A 17,345-nucleotide genomic window follows, 5' to 3' on the forward strand; every position below is an offset into this window, starting at 1 on the left:
CAGGTCCTACGCCCGCGCGACCAGCCTCGCAGATTCGACCTCGACATCGGTCACGTCCACCATGCGCGCGACCGCGGCGGCGACGCGACCGCCGCGGCCGTTCGCCGTCTCGACCGTGCACGAGATCCGCGTCGTCCCGGTCGGCACGGTCCGGCACTGGAGCTCCCGGATCCGGGCGCCGCGCGCGGTCAGCAGCACGACGACCCGGGCCAGGACCGCCTCGGAACCGACGGCGGTGATCCGCAGATCGGTCAGCTCCATGACCGGAGTCGGGGCATCACGTCGGCGGAGAACTGCTCCATAAACCGGACCTGGTCCGCGCCCGGGAAGTGGATCACCAGGTTGGTGAAGCCGGCCTCCAGGTACGGGAGCATGCCCTCCATCGCCTGTTCCGGCGTGGACGCGACGATCCATCGCTTGGCGACCTGCTCGATCGGCAGCTCGTCGGCGAGGCGCTCCATCTCCTGGGAGCTGGTGACCGAGTGCTTCTGCTCCGCGGTCAGCGACAGCGGAGCCCAGAACCGGGTCGCGTTCAGCGCGTACTCCGGGTCGGCGTCGTAGGAGAGCTTGACCTCGATCATCCGGTCCAGGCTCTCCGGGCTTCGCCCGGCGTGGGAGATGCCCTCGTCGATCGCGGGCACCAGCTCCTCCTGGTAGAGCGCCATGCCCTTGCCCGAGGTGCAGATGAACCCGTCCCCGACCCGGCCCGCGTAGCGGGCCACCACCGGCCCGCCGGCGGCGACGTAGATCGGGATCGGCTGCTCCGGCCGGTCGTACAGCGTCGCCCCGACCGTCGTGTAGTACTCGCCGGAGTGGTCGACCGGCTTGTCCTCGGTCCACAGGCGGCGCATCAGCTCGATCGCCTCACGCATCCGGGCGAAGCGCTCCTTGAACGCGGGCCACTCCATCCCGGAGACCGCGATCTCGTTCAGCGCCTCGCCCGTGCCGAGGCCGAGCATGACTCGCTCCGGGTACAGGCACCCCATCGTGGCGAACGCCTGCGCGATCACCGCCGGGTTGTAGCGGAAGGTCGCGGTCAGCACCGAGGTGCCGAGCACGATCCGCTCCGTGCGCTCGCCGACGGCCGTCATCCACGCCAGCGAGAACGGGGCGTGCCCACCGTTGTGCCGCCAGGGCTGGTAGTGGTCCGAGACCACCGCCGAGTCGAAGCCGTAGCGCTCGGCCGCGACCCCGAACTCGACCAGGTCCCGCGGACCGAACTGCTCGGCCGACGCCTTGTAGCCGATGCGCACGGCGCTGGTGCGCTCCGCGCCCCCCGCGGCACTCACGCCGACCGCCGGACGGCGAGGACGCGCACGGCCTGACCGGCGCCGAGGGCCACCAGCGCGGCCAGAGCGAGAAACACGTAGAAGCTCCCGAAGTCGGTGCGGCCTTCGTCCAGGATCGTGCCGCCGGCCGCGACGGCGGGCACGAAGTTCTGCGTCGGGACGGCGTCGCTCGGAATCACCCCGGTGGCCGGGATCCCGGCCCCGGGCGCGCCGGCGAGGTCCGTCCCGAGGTCACCCACGACGGAGTCCACGCCGCCGGCGCTGCCGGGGCTCACCCCCGTGCCGACCGTTCCCCCGGCGGAGATCCCGCTGCCGGTGGCGTTCAGCGCGTTGCCGCTCGCCGCCAGGGTGACCTGCCCGACGGTGAGGGTCTCGGTGGTGGTGCCGCGGTCGGAGTCCGCGACGATCGCGATCCGCAGGGCGCCGGACGTCACGCCCGCGACGGTCTTGCGCTCGTTCACCTTCGGCCCGGTGCTCGTCGTGCCGTCGGTGTAGCGGTACTGCTCGGGCAGGTACGTCAGCGTGATGCCGGCCGGCTTCAGCGCCTCGTTCAGCGCGCCGAGGCTGCTGACGTCGAGCGGGGTCGGCTCGGACCCGAACGCCGTCAGGCCGTCCTTGGTCAGGCCCGAGGTCAGCCGCGAGAAGGTGATCGTGCCCAGGGACGTCGTCGTCCGCGGCACGACGGAACCGCCGGCGGTCTGGGTCAGGCTCGCGTACGACGAGACGTTGAAGACGTCGAGGATGCCCTCGAGTGTCAGCGCGTGCACGCCGGCCGCGCCCTCGGTGAAGATGTGGTCGTCGCCCGCCACGCTGTTCGCGACGGCGAACGCATTGTTCTGCTCCGACGTCGCCGCCTGACCGCCGATGCTGACCTTGCCGACCGCCTGCTTCGGCAGGGCGGAGGCGACGAGCTCGTAGCCGCCGGCGGTCTGCTTGTCGAGCGGCAGCACCGGGTCTTTCGCCCGCACGTAGCCGGGGAACGACGGGACGACCGGGAGCCCGACGCCGCTCGCGCTCTGCACGAGGCCGTTGCCGGTGGCCGGGAACGTCGAGAGCAGCGGCGAGTAGGGCGCACCCGCGTCGGCTGTGCTCTCGCCGGAGCTCGACAGGAGAGCCCCGGCGCCGTAGGACCCGACGGAGAACGGGAGACCGAGCGGCGTGTTCGGGTCGGTGAGCGTCGACTGCACCGCGACGGCCTCGGCCGACAGGTCGTAGACGTACGTCCCCGCCGAGGCGGACCCGATCCCGGCCAGCCCCCCGGCGGCGACCACCGCGACCAGCGCGGTGGCGGTGAGGATGCGAGCGGTCATGATGCGAGGCCTCCCAGGTACGAGTGCGCAATCGTTTCTTCGCTGATCTCGGACGGCTCGGCGACGTACGTCAGCCGGCCGCGGTCGAGGATGTAGACGTAGTCGGCGAGTTCGAGCGCACGGGCGACGTACTGCTCGACGACGAGCAGCGAGATGCCGGCGTCCGCGAGCCGCCGGAGGTAGACGAAGATGTCGTCGACGATCCGCGGCGCGAGACCCATCGAGACCTCGTCGAGCAGAACGACCGACGGTGAGCTGATGTAGGCCCGGGCGAGCGCGAGCATCTGCTGCTCACCGCCGGACATCGTCCCGGCGCGCTGGTCGAGCCGTTCACCGAGACGCGGGAACACGTCGGCGACGTCACGGATCGCCTTCCGCTTGTCCACGCCGGGCGGGGTCTGCAGGCGGATGTTCTCCGCGACGGTCAGCGAGGGGAAAATCCCGCGGCCCTCGGGCACATGGCACAGACCGCGCCGGGCGAGCTGCTCCGAACGCTTGCCCGTCATGTCCTTGCCCTCCAGCGACACGGATCCGGTCGTGGGCCGGAGCTGACCCGACGCGACACGCAGCAGGGTCGTCTTGCCGGCCCCGTTCGCCCCCAGCAGGGCGACGACCGACGACGGAGGGACCGTCAGATTCACGTTGCGCAGGACCAGACCGGTGTCGTACCCGGCCGAGATGTTCGTCAGCTCAAGCATCGGCGAGCTCCTCCTCCCCGACGTCGCCGCCGAGATAGGCGGCGCGAACGGTCTCGGAGGTCATCGCCTCCGCGGTCGGGCCGGACCAGATCAACTTGCCGAAGTCGAGGACGTAGACCTGCGAGCAGACGTCGGCGACCAGCGCCATGTCGTGCTCGACGAGGAGGACGCCGATGCCGGTGTCCCGGACGTGGCCGGCGAGGACCGCGCCGAACTCCTCGGTCTCGTGCACGTCCAGACCCGACGACGGTTCGTCGAGCAGCAGGAACCGGAACGGCGACGCGATCGCCCGGGCGAGTTCGACCAGGCGGCGCTGGCCGGTGGACAGGTCACGCACCCGCCGGTCGGCGACCGCTTCCAGGCCGCAGCGCGCGATCGCCGCCCGGGTCCGCTCCGCGATCTCCCGGCGCTCGGCGCGCGGCGCCCAGAACTGGCCCCACGGCCGCCGGGACGAGAGCACACCTTCCGGCCCCATCGCGACGTTCTCCGCCGTCGTCATCGAGTCGAAGAGCTCCATGCGCTGGAACGTCCGCCCCAGACCGGCGGCCGCGCGGGCCGGCGTCGAGAGGTGGTCGAGACGCTTGTTCCCCAGCCGGACGCGGCCGGTCTGCGTGCGGACGACCCCGGTGCACGCGTTGAACGTCGTCGTCTTGCCGGCGCCGTTCGGTCCGATCAGCGCGGTGATCGTGCCACCCTCCGCGCGCAGCGACAGGTCGGACACCGCGGTCAGACCACCGAACCGCACGGTGACGCCCTCGACGGCCAACGTCGGCCCGACGCCGGCCGCGTGCTGACGGTCCGAAGTCTGACGCTCCCTCATCGGCCCGCTCCCACCAGTTCGCGCTCGACGAGCGGTTCGGGGTCGCCCTCGGCCCGCGCGGCGACCGGCGACCGCTCGCCCCGTTCGGCGCCCCGCTCGCGCAGGGCGGGCAGCCGGACACCGGGAGCCAGCGCGACCGCCAGGGCGAGCGCACCGAACATCGCGCCGCGGTAGTCGGTGAAGAACTCCGTGTCCATCGGCGGGTAGATCTTCGCGACGGCGAACAGGTACGCGGCCACGATCGGACCGAGGATCGGACGGCGCCCGCAGAACGCCAGCACCGCGATCAGCGCGAGGGAGTTGAAGTACCCGAACGGCCCGCCCGGGTCGCCACCGGCGCCCAGCGTCGCGCCGCCGATGAGCGCACCACCGATCGCCGCGATGAACGCCGAGAGGCAGAACACCGACAGCCGCGTCACCTTGGTGCGCACGGCGTGGGCGTCCAGCGCCGCCGGCGAGTCCGCCAGCGCCCGCAGGATCCGGCCCAGTCGACTGCGCCCGACCAGCAGCACGAGACCCGCCAGCAGCGCGGCAATGACCACGACGAGGTAGTAGTAGCCGCGGTCGCCGTCGGTCGACAGACCGAACAGGCGCGGCCGCTCGATCAGCTCGGAGTTGTCCAGCCCGAACATCAGCCCCGACGTGTAGAGCAGGTTCTGCGCGAGCAGACCGAAGCCGAACGTCGCCACCGCGAGGTACACGCCGGAGAGGCGGAACGAGGGGATCGCGACGATCGCACCGGCCGGGATCGCGGCGAGACCGGCGAACAGCAGGCAGATCAGCCACGGGAAGCCCGCCTGCTGCAGGTGGGCGAACGTGGACGCCCCGACGGCGGCGAACGCCATCTGGCACAGCGAGATCTGACCGGACGACCACAGCAGCAACCCGAGCGACAGCAGCACGACCGCGAACCCGATGCCCACGGTGAACTGGTTCAGGTCGGGGCCGGGCACGATCGCCGGGAGCGCGAGAAACAGCACCACCCCGGCGACGCCTGCCCCCGCGCTGAGGCGGGACGGTAGCCGGCGCAGCGGCGGCAGCTTCCGCACCCGCTTGCTGCCGCGCTCGATGAGGCGCCCCCGCGGGACCAACAGCAGCGCGAGGACGAGCGCGACGAAAGGAACCTGGGCGTAGAGCGAGGTGACCCAGACGTTGCTGTTGCCGGCGAGCTCGTTGCCGATCACGTTGGTCGCGATGCCGATGCCGATCGCCGCGACAAAGGTGACGACGAGGTTGTCGAACGCGCCGAGTGCGGCCGCCCCGAACGCCGTGATGTAGAGCAGCAGCATGACGTTGACGTCGATGCCGAGCACCGGGGCGATGAGCATCCCGGACACCGAGACGAAGCACGACCCGATCGCCCACGCGTAGCGGCGGACCGTGATCGGGCTCGTCCCCTGCGAGGCGAGCAGTTCCGGGTCGTCGACCAGGGCCTGCATCGCCAGACCGATTCGGTTGCGCCGGAAGAACAGGGTCAGCCCCACGGTGGCGGCGAGCGCGAGCCCGACGACGATGATCTGACTCGCCAGCACCTGGGTGCCGGCGATCTCGATCGACTGCTGAGACAGGTACGGCGGGAACTGCAGCGTGACGGTGCCGTAGGCGCCGGTGAGCACCGACTGCAGGAGGACGACGAGACCGATCGTCGCGACGACCTTCATCATCGCGGGGGCTTCCTCCAGCCAGAACGCCATGCGTTCGAGCAGGAAGGCGCCGCCGAGCCCGACGAGCAGGAGCGAGAGCGTGAACGCGACCGGCCACGGCAACCCGGCATCGATGCGGAAGGAGTAGAAGACGTAGGCGGAGGCGGCGGCCTGCGCACCGATCGCGAAGTTGAAGATGCCGGAGGTCTTGAACGTGAGCACCAGGCCGAGCGCGGCGAACGAATACACCGCGCCGTCGGAGATGCCGGTGAGCACGAACGGCCACATGTCCCGGGCCGTGGCGATCGGGGAGCCGATCACGACGACGGCGAGAGCCGCCGCCACCCAGCACCCGGTGTAGCCCAGGCGCGTGGTGAGGCGGTTCAGCGGAGTCTTCACCGAGGTCTTCACAGTCGTCAGAGCGTTCACGGTCGGCACACCCCGCACGGCGTCCGGCCGGCCCGCTCGTGGACCGCGCGGGGCTCGACCTCCCACGCGCGGTCGGCGGTCATCGCGCAGTCGGGTCGGTGGTAGAGGCGCTCCGACCCGAGGAACCCGTCAGCCGGGGGCGTGCTCGCCGTGTTCGCCCCCACCGGGGCCGGCGCGGCCGCCACCTCCGGCACGAGCGCGAGCACCGCGCGCCGCCGGGTGCCGACCGCACGGCGGCCGGCGAGGAACCAGCTGCTGTAGCCGATCCCGATGAGCACCACCCCCACCACCGCGAGGTTCATCGGCGCGATCTGGTCCTCCAGCGCCGGCTCCCCCGAGACCCCGAACCAGCCGACGGCCCACACGACGGCGCCGACGGCGGCGAGGACCGCCGTCCGCACGGCGTCGACGCGGGTCCAGGGAGTCGTCATTGGCTGCGACCCACCACGTACAGGTCGCGATCGGCCGCCGGCACCGCGGACGCCGCCAGCGCGGCCAGCCCGGCCTCGCGGATCGTCGCCTCGATGCGATCGAGCTTGCGCCACTCGTCCCGCAGGTCCGCGGAGAGCCAGAGCATCGCCCCGGTGCCGAGCAGGAACAGCCCCCCGAGCCCGCAGCCCGCGATGTAGGGCAACTGCTTGGCGGTGAAGGCGGTGCCGCTGACCCCGAGCCAGCCGATGAAGAGCGTGATCACACCGGCGAGCACACACCCCCAGGCGGCGGCCCGGTCCCACTGCAGGCGCATCCAGCCGAGCAGGTCAGTCCTCATGTTCGTCCTCCGACTCGACGTGGGGGGTCAGCACAGCGGCTTCGCGCCTTCGGGGGCGGTGAACTTCCCCCCGCCGGCGCCCCAGATGAAGACGCACGGCGCGGCGGTCGTGCCGGTCTTGCTGTAGGTGACGGGGACGATGAACCCGCCGAGGGTCTCCTTCCGCACCTTGTAGAGCGCGGCGAGCAGTTCCGCGGACGTCGGGGTGTCCGAGATGTTCTGGCCCACGTGACCGAACATCAGGGCGGAGGCGAACGCCTGGGCGCCGAACCCGCTGACCCCGGTGCCGGGCGCGTAGGTGTCCATCAGCTTCAGGTAGTGGTCGACGGCGGGCACACCCTTGGCGCCGGGCGAGACGGTCGCGCCCGGCAGCAGCGCGTCGGCGAGCGACGGGATCGTCGGCATGTCCTTGGTGACGTCGAGACCGAGCAGGAGCAGCTTCGGCTTGAAGCCCTGGGCCGCGCAGTCCTTCGCCAACCGGGCCGCGCCGGCGGTGTCCATCAGCATGTAGATGACTTCGAGGCCGCCCTGCTTCATGCGCAGGCACTGGCTCGTGTAGCTCGGCGCGACCAGCGACACCTGGTAGCTCTGGACGATGTACTTGCCGACCTCGGAGGCCTTGACCTCGTCGTGGAGGGTCGCGCACAGCGCGGCGATCTCGAGGCAGTAGAGCATGCCCATCTTCGTGTGGCCGCGCTCGGTGTACATCTTCAAGCCCTTGACGATCTGGACCGAACCCTGGGCGGAGATGGGGAAGTTCACCGGCGAGTTGAACCGGTTCGCCAGCGCGCCCTCGCCCCCGACCATCGGGACGCCCTTGCTGCGCATGTACGGCTCGATCTGCTCGTAGCCGAAGAAGTGGATGTCGCCGACGAGGGCGAGAATCTTGTCGCTCTCGACCATCCGCTTGGCGAGGGTCAGCGCCGTCGCGGGGTCACCCTGGTCGTCGCCGACGATCAGCTTGATCGGGTGCCCGTTCAGGCCGCCGTTGTCGTTCTTCCAGCCGACCCACGCGGCCACGGACTTGGGAGCCCCGGCCGTCACCGCGCCGAGGACCCCGGAGAAGCTGCCGATGGTCCCGATCGTGATCACCGACTTGTTCGCGACCTTCGGCCCGGAGGTCGTCGTCGCGGCCGCGGGCTTCGAACCGGTCGCACCCGGCTTGGCCGCGGTGCCGCCGCTCGTCGTCCCGGCTCCGGAACCTCCGGCAGCCGCGCCACCCGCGGTGGTGGAGGAACCGCCGGGGGCCGGAACGGACGGCGCGACCGCGCCACCGGTCCCCCCGGCCGCCGGGACCCCGGCGTCGACGGCCCCCACGCCGACGCCGTCCCCGACTCCCGGCGCTGCCCCGAACCCGGTGACACCGGCGGGCCCGCGGAGGGCCTCGACGATGTCCTGGTCCGACGCGCGACTCCCGCACGCGGCGGTGCTCGCCAGCACCGCGGCCGCCAGCACGACGGTGATCGATCTCCGCATGGTGATCCGTCCTCACGACATGGGCCCTGACGAGATGGGCGCTGTGTGGTCCTCAGACTTGGCGATGGGTGGGTTTGTCCGACATGGGCGGCCGAACGAACTTCCGGCGGGGCGAGTTGGCGGGCCGAACAAGCCCTTCGCCGGCCGACCCGGCCGGTCAGCTCAGCTCAATTCAGCTCAGCAGCGTCACCGGACGCGTCTCCCAGCCGCGGGCGACGATGTTCGCGACCTTGCGGACCGGCGGGGTCGAGCCGTGGGTGATGTTCGGGAAACGCTCGAGCAACGTCGTCAGGCCGACCTGGGCCTCCATGCGCGCGAGCGGTGCCCCGACGCAGCGGTGGATACCGTGGCTGAACGCCAGGTGCCGCTTGTTCTGGCGGTCGATGTCGAAGATCGACGGGTCCGGATCGTCGAAGAACCGCGGGTCACGGTTCGCGGCCGCGGTCAGGTGGAAGACCGGGGTGTTCGCCTTGACCTCCCGGCCGAGCAGTTCGTGATCCCGCGTCACCCGCTTGAAGTCGAAGTGGAACGACGGGTCGAACCGCAGCACCTCCTCGACGAACTCCGGCATCAGGCCCGGGTTCGCCACCATCCGCTGCTGCAGCTCCGGGCGGTCGACGAGGATGCTGATCGCATTCCCGAGCAGGTTCCGCGTGGTGTCGTTGCCCGCGCCGAGCAGGAGGACGGCCTGGGCGATCGCCACCGCCGGGTCCAGCGGCTGACCGTCCGAGACGTCCGTCGTCATGATCAGCGAGATGAGGTCGTCCTGGGGGTTCCGGAGGCGCTCGAGCCCGATCTCGGTCAGGTAGTCGGAGAGCTGCATGCTCTGGGAAATGGCCTCGGTGCGCGCCGGGCCCTGGACGGACGGGTCGGTCGCGAGCACCAGCGCGTCGGTCCACTCGCGGAACATCTCGAAGTCGCTCGCCGGCACGCCGAGGATCGTCGCGATCACCTCGATCGGGATCTTGGCGGCGAGCTTCTCCATGAAGTCGACCTCGTCGCCGGAGCGGTACCCGGCGAGCAGGTCGTCCGCGATGCGCTCGGTGGTGGCCCGGTACTTCGCAACGGCCTTCGGCGTGAAGGCATGCCGGAACACACGCCGGATCTCGGTGTGCCGCGGCGGGTCGAGGAACAGGATCCAGCTGTCGGTCATCTCGCCGAAGCGCCGCTGGACCGGGTCGGAGTCGTCGCGGGCGGTCGCCCCCGTCATCCGCCCCATCTCGTTGGAGTAGAGCTCCGGGTCCTCGTCCATCTTCCGGATGTCCGCGTAGCGCGTCGCGACCCAGCCCCGCAGCTCCGCGCACCAGTGGAAGCCGTCGCCGAGCTCCCGCAGCTCCTCGTACAGCGGGAACGGGTCCTGGAGACCACCGAGGACGATCTGCGTGAGGATCGCGGTGCCGGTCTCGACGTGGAGGGTGCTGGTCACGGGGGCCCCGCCTTCTGTGCTGTCTTCTGGGCTGGTCTGCTGTTCCGGCCGCCCTGGTGTGCGGTTCGTGCCCCGTCACCGTCGCAGCGGGCGGACGAACCGGTCATTGGGCAGCCGCCCAAGGTCTCGGGCCGCCCCTTCGCCGTCCCGGACAAGGCCCCGGAAACCCCGCGCAAGTTTCTTGCGCGTGCCCCGGTCGGCCCGGCTCCCGCCGTTGTCCCGGCCGGGGACTCGCGGCTGTCCTGCTCGCACCGACCCTCCCCGCGAGCTGGAGCCACCGATGACCGAGACCGGCGCACGCATCACCCTGGACGACAAGTACGTCGCCACCTCCGGGCGCGTCCTGATCTCGGGCGTGCAGGCCCTGGTCCGCCTGATGCTCGAGCAGCGCCGCTTCGACACCCGGCACGGGGTGAACACCCGGGTGTTCGTCAGCGGCTACCCCGGCTCTCCGCTCGGCGGGCTGGACACCGCACTGGGGGCGGCGCAGCGGCTGCTCGAACCCGCCGGCGTCGTGTTCACGCCCGGCCTGAACGAGGAGCTCGCCGCCACCGCCGTGGCCGGGACGCAGCTGCTCGACCTCGTCCCCGGGCGCCGGCACCAAGGCGTGGTCGGGTTCTGGTACGGCAAGAACCCCGGTCTGGACCGCGCGGCCGACGCGATCCGGCACGGCAACGTCGCCGGCACCGCGCCGCTCGGCGGGGCCGTCGCCCTCATCGGCGACGACCCGGCCGCCAAGTCCTCGACGGTGCCGAGCTCGTGCGAGCCGATGGCGGCGAGCCTGGGACTGCCGGTGTTCGCGCCGGGGTCGGTGGCCGAGGTCGTCGAGTACGGCCTGCACGCGGTCGCGCTCTCCCGCGCCTCCGGACTGTGGACCGGGCTGAAGATCGTCGCGGACGTCGCCGACGCCTCCGTGACCGTCGAGGCGGGCACCGCGCACCTCGACCTGCCGGTGCCGGACACGAACGCCCGGCAGCGCCGCTTCACCCTGCTCGGTCCGGCCGCGCTCGACGCCGAGCACGACCTGCTCACCCGCCGGCTGGACGTCGCCCGCGAGTACGCGCGGACGTGCGGTCTGAACCGGGTTGTGTTCTCCGCCCGCCGTCCGCGTCTCGGGCTGCTCGCCGCGGGGACGTCGTTCGCCGTGGTGGAGCGCGCGCTCGCCGACCTGGGTCTGGACGAGGGTGGGCTGGACGCGCTCGGGATCCGGTTGATCCGCCTCGGCCTGCCGTTCCCGGTCGCGCCCGCCGACCTGCGCGAGCTCTCGGCGGGCCTGGAGCAGGTGCTCGTGGTCGAGGACAAGGTGCCGTTCCTCGAGGACCAGCTCAAGGCCGCCTTCCACCGCGTCCCCGACGCCCCGGCCGTCCTCGGTCGGGCGGACGAGGAGGGGCGCCCGGTGCTGCCCGCGCGAGGCGCGGTGGGGGCCGACGACCTCGCGCGGGCGCTCGGCGGCCTCCTCGACCGCGACCGCCTCCCCGCCGCGGCGACCGCCCACCTCGACCGGCTGGCGACCCGTCGGTCCCGGATCGACCTGCCGGTCGTGAGCGATCGGCGGACGCCGTACTTCTGCTCAGGGTGCCCGCACAGCACGTCGACGAAGGCGTCCGCCGACACCCTCGTGGGAGTGGGGATCGGCTGCCACGTCATGGTCGCGCTGGACCCGGCCGGGCGCGGACGGCAGGTGGGCATCACGCAGATGGGCGGCGAGGGCGCGCAGTGGCTCGGTCTCGCGCCGTTCACCGACGACCGGCACTTCGTCCAGAACCTCGGGGACGGCACGTTCCACCACTCGGGCTCGCTGGCGATCCGCGCCGCCGTCGCCGCCGGCGCCTCGATGACCTACAAGCTGCTGTACAACGACGCCGTCGCCATGACGGGGGGTCAGACACCGCCCGGGCGGCTCGACGTCGCGACTCTGACGCACTCGCTCGCCGCCGAAGGCGTGGCGCGGATCGTCGTCACCACCGACGACGTCCGGCGCTACCGCCGGGTGCGGTTGCACCCGATCGCCACGGTCCGCCCGCGCGAGGAGATCGCCGACGCCGAGACCGAACTGGCGGCCGTCGCGGGCGTGACCGTGCTGATCCACGACGACCGCTGCGCCACCGAGGAACGACGGCTGCGCAAGCGTGGGAAGCTGCCGGCGCCGACGGAGAAGGTGGTGGTCAACGAACGCGTCTGCGAGGGGTGCGGCGACTGCGGCGAGAAGTCGACCTGCCTCTCGGTGCTCCCGGTGCCGACCGAGTTCGGGCGCAAGACCCGCATCCACCAGAGCTCCTGCAACACCGACCTGACCTGCACTCAGGGCGACTGCCCGTCGTTCCTGCTCGTCGAGCCCCGCGGCGACCGCCGCCGCACGGTGCCGGACCTGCCGCTGGCGTTGCCCGAGCCGATCGTCCGGGTCGGCGGGCCGCGCGGCGCGGACGACGTCCTGATCCGCATGCCCGGCATCGGCGGCACCGGCGTCGTGACGGTGTCGGCGATTCTCCAGATGGCCGCGCACCTCGACGGCCGCAACGCCGCCGGACTGGAGCAGGTCGGCCTCGCCCAGAAGGGCGGGCCGGTCGTCTCCGACGTCCGCATCTCGGCCAAGCCCGTGCGCGGGGCGCTGCGGGCGTCCCGCGGCAGCGTCGACGTCCTGCTCTGCCTCGACGTGCTCGGCGCCGCCGACGACGCCGTGCTCGCGACGGCGCGACCCGGTCACACCGTCGCGGTGATCAACACGGACGTGGTGCCGACCGCGGCGATGGTCACCGGCCGCGCGGCGCTGCCGACCCGGCCGACCGACGCGGTGGCGCGCATTCTCGCCGCGACCGACGGCGCCGCCGCGGTGTCGCTGGACGCCCAGCGGCTCGCGGAGGCCCTGTTCGGCGACCACATGCCCACAAACATGCTCCTGCTCGGGGCCGCGTACCAGCACGGGTGCTTGCCGGTCTCGGCCGAGGCGGTCGAGGAGGCGATCCGTCTCAACGGGGCCGCCGTGTCGACGACGCTCGCCGCCTTCCGGTGGGGCCGGGCGGCGGTCGTCGACGCCGAGCGCGTGGCCACGGCCGCCGGGCTGGTCCCGTTCGCCCCGCTGCCGCCGGACGAGGCCCTGGCCCTGCGCATCGCAGATCTGACGAAATATCAGGACGAGCGGTACGCCCGCCGCTACGCCGCGGACGTCGCCGAGCTGCGGGCGGCCGCGACGGAGCGGGTCGGACCCGCGGAGGCCGTGCGCCTCGCGGACGCCTACGCCCGGGGTCTGCACAAGCTGATGGCCTACAAGGACGAGTACGAGGTCGCGCGGCTCCACCTCGACGCGGCGGAGCGGGCGCGCGTCGCGGACGAGTTCGGGGCGGACGCGCGGGTCAGCGTCCTGCTCCACCCGCCGGCTCTGCGCGCACTGGGGATGAAGCGCAAGATCCGCCTCCGCCGGACGGCGCGCCCGGCGTTCCGCACGCTGTACGCCGCCCGCCGCCTGCGCGGGACGCGCCTCGACGTGTTCGGGTACGCGCAGGTGCGCCGGGTCGAGCGGGAGGTGATCGAGGAGTACCGTGCCGCGGCCCGTGCGGCGGTGGCGGCCCTGCGGCCGGAGCAGGTCGACGCGGTGCAGGCGCTGCTCGAGCTGCCGGCGGCGGTCACCGGCTACGAGGAGATCAAGCTCGCCCGGGTCGCGGAGTTCCGCGCCGCGCTGGCGGCGGGCCCGGTCGACCGGTGATCAGGTGCGGGTCCAGGAGCCCAGCACCATCAGCGTCCGCGTCCCGGTGACGGCGCCGGCCCGGCGAAGCCGACCGATGACCGTGTGCAGGTGGGACAGGTCCCGGGCGCGGATCTGCACGAGCGCGTCGAGCTCGCCGGCGATCGTGTGCACGGCCTGAACCTCCGGCACTCCGGACGCCGTGCGGACGATGTCCTCGACCGGCGTCCGCCCGGTGTAGCGGAGCTCGGCGAACGCCTCGACGGCCCAGCCGAGCCGGGCGTGGTCGACGAGCGCGGTGTAGCCGAGGATCACCCCCTCGGCCTGGAGCCGCTCGACCCGCCGCTGGACCGCCGCCACCGACATCCCGATCGTGCGGGCCATCTCGGTGTAGCTGCGGCGCCCGTCCTGACGGAGCAGCTCCACCAGGCGCAGGTCGGTCGCGTCCAGCGGCGGAGCGGGCGGGCCGGTCGGGGGGCTGGTCGGGGGGCTGGTCGTCGAAGTCGCGGCGGGGTCGGACACGCGTCCGAGTGTGGGAACCCGAGCACGCGCCATCCATGGCCAACGCGACCAAAGTTGCGGCCGTGCCGGTGACGGATCGGACAAGAGTGCCCACCCAACGAGTTCTCACATTCTCACGAGCGGGTGTGTCGCGCGCCACTACTCGGGGTAAGCCCCGCGCGGGAGGTCGGTCGGTTGAAGCGACGCACGATGGCCGCGGGGAGCGCCCTGGTGCTGACGTCGGCGCTGCTCGCAGGCTGCGGCGACGACTCCGACGAGCTGACCCTGAACCTCTACACCGCCGCCGACGGCGCCGAGCAGTACGCCGCGGCGGCCGTGGACTGCACGAACGCGGCGAACGGCCGGTACGTGATTCGCCATCACATGCTCCCGCGCCAGGCCGACGACCAGCGCCTGCAGCTCGCCCGCCGGATCGTGGGCGGTGACACCGCGCTGGACATCGTCGGCCTGGACGTCACCTGGACCGCGGAGTTCGCCGAGGCCGGGTGGGTCGAGCCGCTTCCCGACGAGGTCGCCGACCGGGTCCGCAACGGCACCCTCGAGGGCCCGCTGAAGACGGCCACCTGGGAGGACCGCCTCTACGCCGCGCCGCTGAACACGAACACACAGCTGCTCTGGTACCGCAAGGACCTGGTCCCGAACGGCGAACCGCCGGACACCTGGGACGAGCTGATCACGATCGCCGAGGACCTGGCGGACCAGCGCCGGCCCAGCTGGATCGAGGTCCAGGCCAACCAGTACGAGGGCATCACGGTCTGGTTCAACACGCTGCTCACCAGCGCCGGCGGCAAGATCGTCGACGACGACGGGGAGACCGTCACCCTCGACCAGGGCGACGCCGCCCGCCGGGCGCTCGAGATCATGGCCCGCGTCGGCCGGGCCAAGGGTGCGGACCCGTCGCTGTCCCAGCGCGACGAGGGGTCCGCCCGCCTCGCGATGGAGTCCGGCCGCGCCGTGTTCCAGGTGAACTACCCGTTCGTCCTGCCCGGCATCGCCGAGAACGGCGGCGGCGCGTTCCTCGACGACAACGGCAACCCGACGAACAGCGACACCGGCCGCCGCGTCCAGGACGAGTTCGCCTGGGCGCCCTTCCCCGGAATGGAGGAGGGCAAGCCCGCGGCGGTGACGATCGGGGGGTTCAACCTGGCGGTGCCGACGACGAGCAAGCACCCGACGGAGGCGTTCGAGGCGATCGAGTGCCTGCGCAACCGGGAGAACCAGCTGCGCAACGCGGTCGAGGCCGGCGTTCCGCCCACGCTCGCCGAGCTCTATGACGACCCGGCGTTCCAGGAGGAGTACCCGGCCTGGGAGGCCATCAAGTCCTCGCTCGAGAACGCCGGGGTGCGGCCGGCCTCCCCCGCCTACCAGTCGATCTCGATCGTGCTCTCGGCCGACCTCAGCCCGCCGAGCGGGATCGACCCCGACTCCGACGTCGAGAAGCTGACCTCCCGCGTGCGGGACGCGGTCAACTCCGAGGGGCTGGTGCCATGACCACGCTCGCGCCCGCGCCCCCGGCGGCGCCGCCGCCGACCGGCAAGCGCACCCTGACCGCGGAGAAGAAGGCCGAGCGCAAGCTGGCGTTCCTGCTCTGCGCGCCGGCCGTGCTCGTCATGGTCGCGGTCACGGCCTACCCGATCGGCTACGCGGTCTGGCTCTCCCTGCAGCGGTACGACCTGCGCTTCCCGAACGACCGGGAGTTCGTCGGCCTCGACAACTACACCGCGGTTCTGACGGACAATTACTGGTGGACGGCGCTCGCGGTGACCGTGGCGCTCACGGTGATCTCCGTGGCCATCGAGCTCGTGCTCGGGTTTGCGCTGGCGCTGCTGATGCACCGCACGATCGTCGCGCGCAACACCGTCCGGACCGTGCTGCTCATCCCGTACGGCATCGTCACCGTCGCCGGCGCGTTCAGCTGGTACTACGCGTGGACGCCGGGGACGGGATATCTCGCGAACCTGCTGCCCGAGGGCGAGGCGCCGCTGACGGAGCAGATCCCCGCGCTCGGCATCGTGATCCTCGCCGAGGTCTGGAAGACGACGCCGTTCATGGCGCTGCTGCTGCTCGCCGGTCTCGCGCTCGTCCCCGACGACCTGCTGCGCGCCGCCCAGGTCGACGGCGCCGGCGCGTGGACCCGCCTGGTGCGCGTCATTGTCCCGATGATGAAGCCGGCGATCCTCGTCGCGCTGCTGTTCCGCACGCTCGACGCGTTCCGCATCTTCGACAACATCTACGTCCTGACGCGGGGCAACAACGACACCGGGTCGGTCTCGATCCTCGGCTACGACAACCTGTTCAAGGCCTTCAACCTCGGCATCGGCTCGGCGATCAGCGTGCTGATCTTCCTCTGCGTCGCGCTGATCGCGTTCCTGTTCGTCAAGGGCTTCGGCACCGCCGCCCCCGGTACGGACTCGGAGGCGAAGCGCTGATGGCGACGATGGGAGGCACCGAGACCGTCTCGCGCAAGCTCGGCTGGTCGACGCTGAACCTGCTGGCGATTCTCTACGCCACGATTCCCGTGCTCTGGATCGCGAGCCTGTCGTTCAAGCCGGCCGCGTCCGTGACCGACGGCAACTTCGTCCCCCGTGAGTGGACGCTCGACAACTACGAGGCGATCTTCGACACCGACGAGTTCACCCGGGCGCTGACGAACTCGATCGGCATCGCGCTGATCGCGACCGTGATCGCGGTGACGCTCGGGGCGATGGCGGCCTACGCGATCGCCCGGCTCGACTTCCCCGGCAAGAAGGTGCTCGTCGGGATCGCGCTGATGATCGCGATGTTCCCGCAGATCTCCCTCGTCAGCCCGATGTTCGACATCGAACGCAAACTCAACCTGTTCGACACCTGGCCCGGCCTGATCCTGCCGTACATCACGTTCTCGCTGCCGCTGGCGATCTACACGCTCGCCGCGTTCTTCCGCGAGATCCCGTGGGACCTGGAGAAGGCGGCGAAGATGGACGGCGCCAGCCCGTGGCAGGCGTTCACGCGGGTCATCGCCCCGCTCGGCGCGCCCGGGATGATGACGAGCGCGATCCTCGTCTTCATCTTCTGCTGGAACGAGTTCCTGTTCGCGATCTCCCTGACCGCGACCGACTCGTCCCGGACCGCGCCGGCCGCCATCGCGAACTTCACCGGCAGCTCGCAGTTCGAGGAGCCGACCGGCTCGATCGCCGCGGCTGCGGTGGTCATCACGATCCCGATCATCCTGTTCGTGCTGCTGTTCCAGCGTCGCATCGTCGCCGGGTTGACCTCCGGCGCGGTGAAGGGGTGACCCCGCGATG

At 71.7% G+C, this 17,345-nt stretch carries 15 protein-coding genes; 4 read left to right on the forward strand and 11 right to left on the reverse strand.

Annotated features, from left to right (window positions below; all coding sequences use genetic code 11):
* Positions 1-6: 6 nt before the first annotated feature.
* From SPOPO_RS34760 to SPOPO_RS0107960, 10 genes are all read right to left on the reverse strand, one after another.
* The gene (locus tag SPOPO_RS34760) at positions 7-261 is read right to left on the reverse strand and encodes a hypothetical protein (RefSeq protein WP_019874255.1); all 255 of its coding nucleotides are present in this window, start codon (positions 259-261) and stop codon (positions 7-9) included.
* Positions 252-1,289 carry a glucose-6-phosphate dehydrogenase (coenzyme-F420) gene (gene fgd / locus SPOPO_RS0107925; protein WP_051098312.1) on the reverse strand — a complete coding sequence of 346 codons (1,038 nt, stop codon included), beginning with the start codon at positions 1,287-1,289 and terminating at the stop codon, positions 252-254. Before fgd ends, SPOPO_RS34760 begins: the two co-directional genes overlap by 10 nt.
* Positions 1,286-2,599 (reverse strand): hypothetical protein, encoded by a 1,314-nt coding sequence (locus tag SPOPO_RS0107930; RefSeq protein ID WP_019874257.1) that lies wholly within the window; start codon positions 2,597-2,599, stop codon positions 1,286-1,288. Before SPOPO_RS0107930 ends, fgd begins: the two co-directional genes overlap by 4 nt.
* Positions 2,596-3,297 (reverse strand): ABC transporter ATP-binding protein, encoded by a 702-nt coding sequence (locus SPOPO_RS0107935; RefSeq protein ID WP_019874258.1) that lies wholly within the window; start codon positions 3,295-3,297, stop codon positions 2,596-2,598. The genes SPOPO_RS0107930 and SPOPO_RS0107935 overlap by 4 nt, the downstream gene beginning before the upstream one ends.
* Entirely contained in the window at positions 3,290-4,117 is an 828-nt protein-coding gene (locus SPOPO_RS32535) for an ABC transporter ATP-binding protein (protein ID WP_051098314.1), read from the reverse strand. The genes SPOPO_RS0107935 and SPOPO_RS32535 overlap by 8 nt, the downstream gene beginning before the upstream one ends.
* The gene (locus SPOPO_RS31935) at positions 4,114-6,189 is read right to left on the reverse strand and encodes an ABC transporter permease (RefSeq protein WP_156869688.1); all 2,076 of its coding nucleotides are present in this window, start codon (positions 6,187-6,189) and stop codon (positions 4,114-4,116) included. Before SPOPO_RS31935 ends, SPOPO_RS32535 begins: the two co-directional genes overlap by 4 nt.
* Complete coding sequence (locus tag SPOPO_RS0107945) at positions 6,186-6,620, reverse strand: hypothetical protein (RefSeq protein ID WP_019874259.1); 435 nt, start codon at positions 6,618-6,620, stop codon at positions 6,186-6,188. The genes SPOPO_RS31935 and SPOPO_RS0107945 overlap by 4 nt, the downstream gene beginning before the upstream one ends.
* Positions 6,617-6,958: a hypothetical protein gene (locus SPOPO_RS32540; protein ID WP_019874260.1), complete on the reverse strand. Its 342-nt coding sequence runs from the start codon at positions 6,956-6,958 to the stop codon at positions 6,617-6,619. Before SPOPO_RS32540 ends, SPOPO_RS0107945 begins: the two co-directional genes overlap by 4 nt.
* Positions 6,959-6,985: 27 nt before the next feature.
* Positions 6,986-8,434, reverse strand: coding sequence for an ABC transporter substrate-binding protein (locus SPOPO_RS0107955; protein WP_019874261.1), 1,449 nt, complete (start codon positions 8,432-8,434; stop codon positions 6,986-6,988).
* Between the two features lie 172 nt (positions 8,435-8,606).
* On the reverse strand, positions 8,607-9,860 hold the full coding sequence (locus SPOPO_RS0107960; protein WP_019874262.1) for a cytochrome P450: 1,254 nt from the start codon (positions 9,858-9,860) through the stop codon (positions 8,607-8,609).
* Positions 9,861-10,140: 280 nt separating this feature from the next.
* On the opposite strand from SPOPO_RS0107960, the gene SPOPO_RS0107965 reads away from it, so the two are divergent.
* Positions 10,141-13,560: an indolepyruvate ferredoxin oxidoreductase family protein gene (locus tag SPOPO_RS0107965; RefSeq protein ID WP_019874263.1), complete on the forward strand. Its 3,420-nt coding sequence runs from the start codon at positions 10,141-10,143 to the stop codon at positions 13,558-13,560.
* Here the strand turns inward: SPOPO_RS0107965 and SPOPO_RS0107970 are convergent, their stop codons facing one another.
* Positions 13,561-14,061, reverse strand: coding sequence for an Lrp/AsnC family transcriptional regulator (locus SPOPO_RS0107970; protein ID WP_019874264.1), 501 nt, complete (start codon positions 14,059-14,061; stop codon positions 13,561-13,563).
* Between the two features lie 189 nt (positions 14,062-14,250).
* On the opposite strand from SPOPO_RS0107970, the gene SPOPO_RS0107975 reads away from it, so the two are divergent.
* Genes SPOPO_RS0107975 through SPOPO_RS0107985 form a run of 3 tightly spaced genes read left to right on the forward strand, consistent with a single transcriptional unit; the run spans position 14,251 to position 17,335 of the window.
* Positions 14,251-15,552, forward strand: coding sequence for an extracellular solute-binding protein (locus tag SPOPO_RS0107975; protein ID WP_019874265.1), 1,302 nt, complete (start codon positions 14,251-14,253; stop codon positions 15,550-15,552).
* Positions 15,549-16,490: a carbohydrate ABC transporter permease gene (locus SPOPO_RS0107980; protein ID WP_019874266.1), complete on the forward strand. Its 942-nt coding sequence runs from the start codon at positions 15,549-15,551 to the stop codon at positions 16,488-16,490. Before SPOPO_RS0107975 ends, SPOPO_RS0107980 begins: the two co-directional genes overlap by 4 nt.
* On the forward strand, positions 16,490-17,335 hold the full coding sequence (locus tag SPOPO_RS0107985; protein ID WP_019874267.1) for a carbohydrate ABC transporter permease: 846 nt from the start codon (positions 16,490-16,492) through the stop codon (positions 17,333-17,335). Before SPOPO_RS0107980 ends, SPOPO_RS0107985 begins: the two co-directional genes overlap by 1 nt.
* The last annotated feature ends 10 nt before the right edge of the window (positions 17,336-17,345 follow it).

Origin of the sequence: Sporichthya polymorpha DSM 43042 (assembly GCF_000384115.1) — a bacterium.
GTDB classification, from domain to species: Bacteria; Actinomycetota; Actinomycetes; order Sporichthyales; family Sporichthyaceae; genus Sporichthya; species Sporichthya polymorpha.

What these genes read in the sequence shown, in the direction of transcription:
- SPOPO_RS34760 (WP_019874255.1), bottom strand. Translation starts at nt 261, where the DNA reads ATGGAGCTGACCGATCTGCGGATCACCGCCGTCGGTTCCGAGGCGGTC.
- SPOPO_RS0107930 (WP_019874257.1), bottom strand. Translation starts at nt 2,599, where the DNA reads ATGACCGCTCGCATCCTCACCGCCACCGCGCTGGTCGCGGTGGTCGCC.
- SPOPO_RS0107935 (WP_019874258.1), bottom strand. Translation starts at nt 3,297, where the DNA reads ATGCTTGAGCTGACGAACATCTCGGCCGGGTACGACACCGGTCTGGTC.
- SPOPO_RS32535 (WP_051098314.1), bottom strand. Translation starts at nt 4,117, where the DNA reads ATGAGGGAGCGTCAGACTTCGGACCGTCAGCACGCGGCCGGCGTCGGG.
- SPOPO_RS0107945 (WP_019874259.1), bottom strand. Translation starts at nt 6,620, where the DNA reads ATGACGACTCCCTGGACCCGCGTCGACGCCGTGCGGACGGCGGTCCTC.
- SPOPO_RS32540 (WP_019874260.1), bottom strand. Translation starts at nt 6,958, where the DNA reads ATGAGGACTGACCTGCTCGGCTGGATGCGCCTGCAGTGGGACCGGGCC.
- SPOPO_RS0107955 (WP_019874261.1), bottom strand. Translation starts at nt 8,434, where the DNA reads ATGCGGAGATCGATCACCGTCGTGCTGGCGGCCGCGGTGCTGGCGAGC.
- SPOPO_RS0107965 (WP_019874263.1), top strand. Translation starts at nt 10,141, where the DNA reads ATGACCGAGACCGGCGCACGCATCACCCTGGACGACAAGTACGTCGCC.
- SPOPO_RS0107975 (WP_019874265.1), top strand. Translation starts at nt 14,251, where the DNA reads ATGGCCGCGGGGAGCGCCCTGGTGCTGACGTCGGCGCTGCTCGCAGGC.
- SPOPO_RS0107980 (WP_019874266.1), top strand. Translation starts at nt 15,549, where the DNA reads ATGACCACGCTCGCGCCCGCGCCCCCGGCGGCGCCGCCGCCGACCGGC.
- SPOPO_RS0107985 (WP_019874267.1), top strand. Translation starts at nt 16,490, where the DNA reads ATGGCGACGATGGGAGGCACCGAGACCGTCTCGCGCAAGCTCGGCTGG.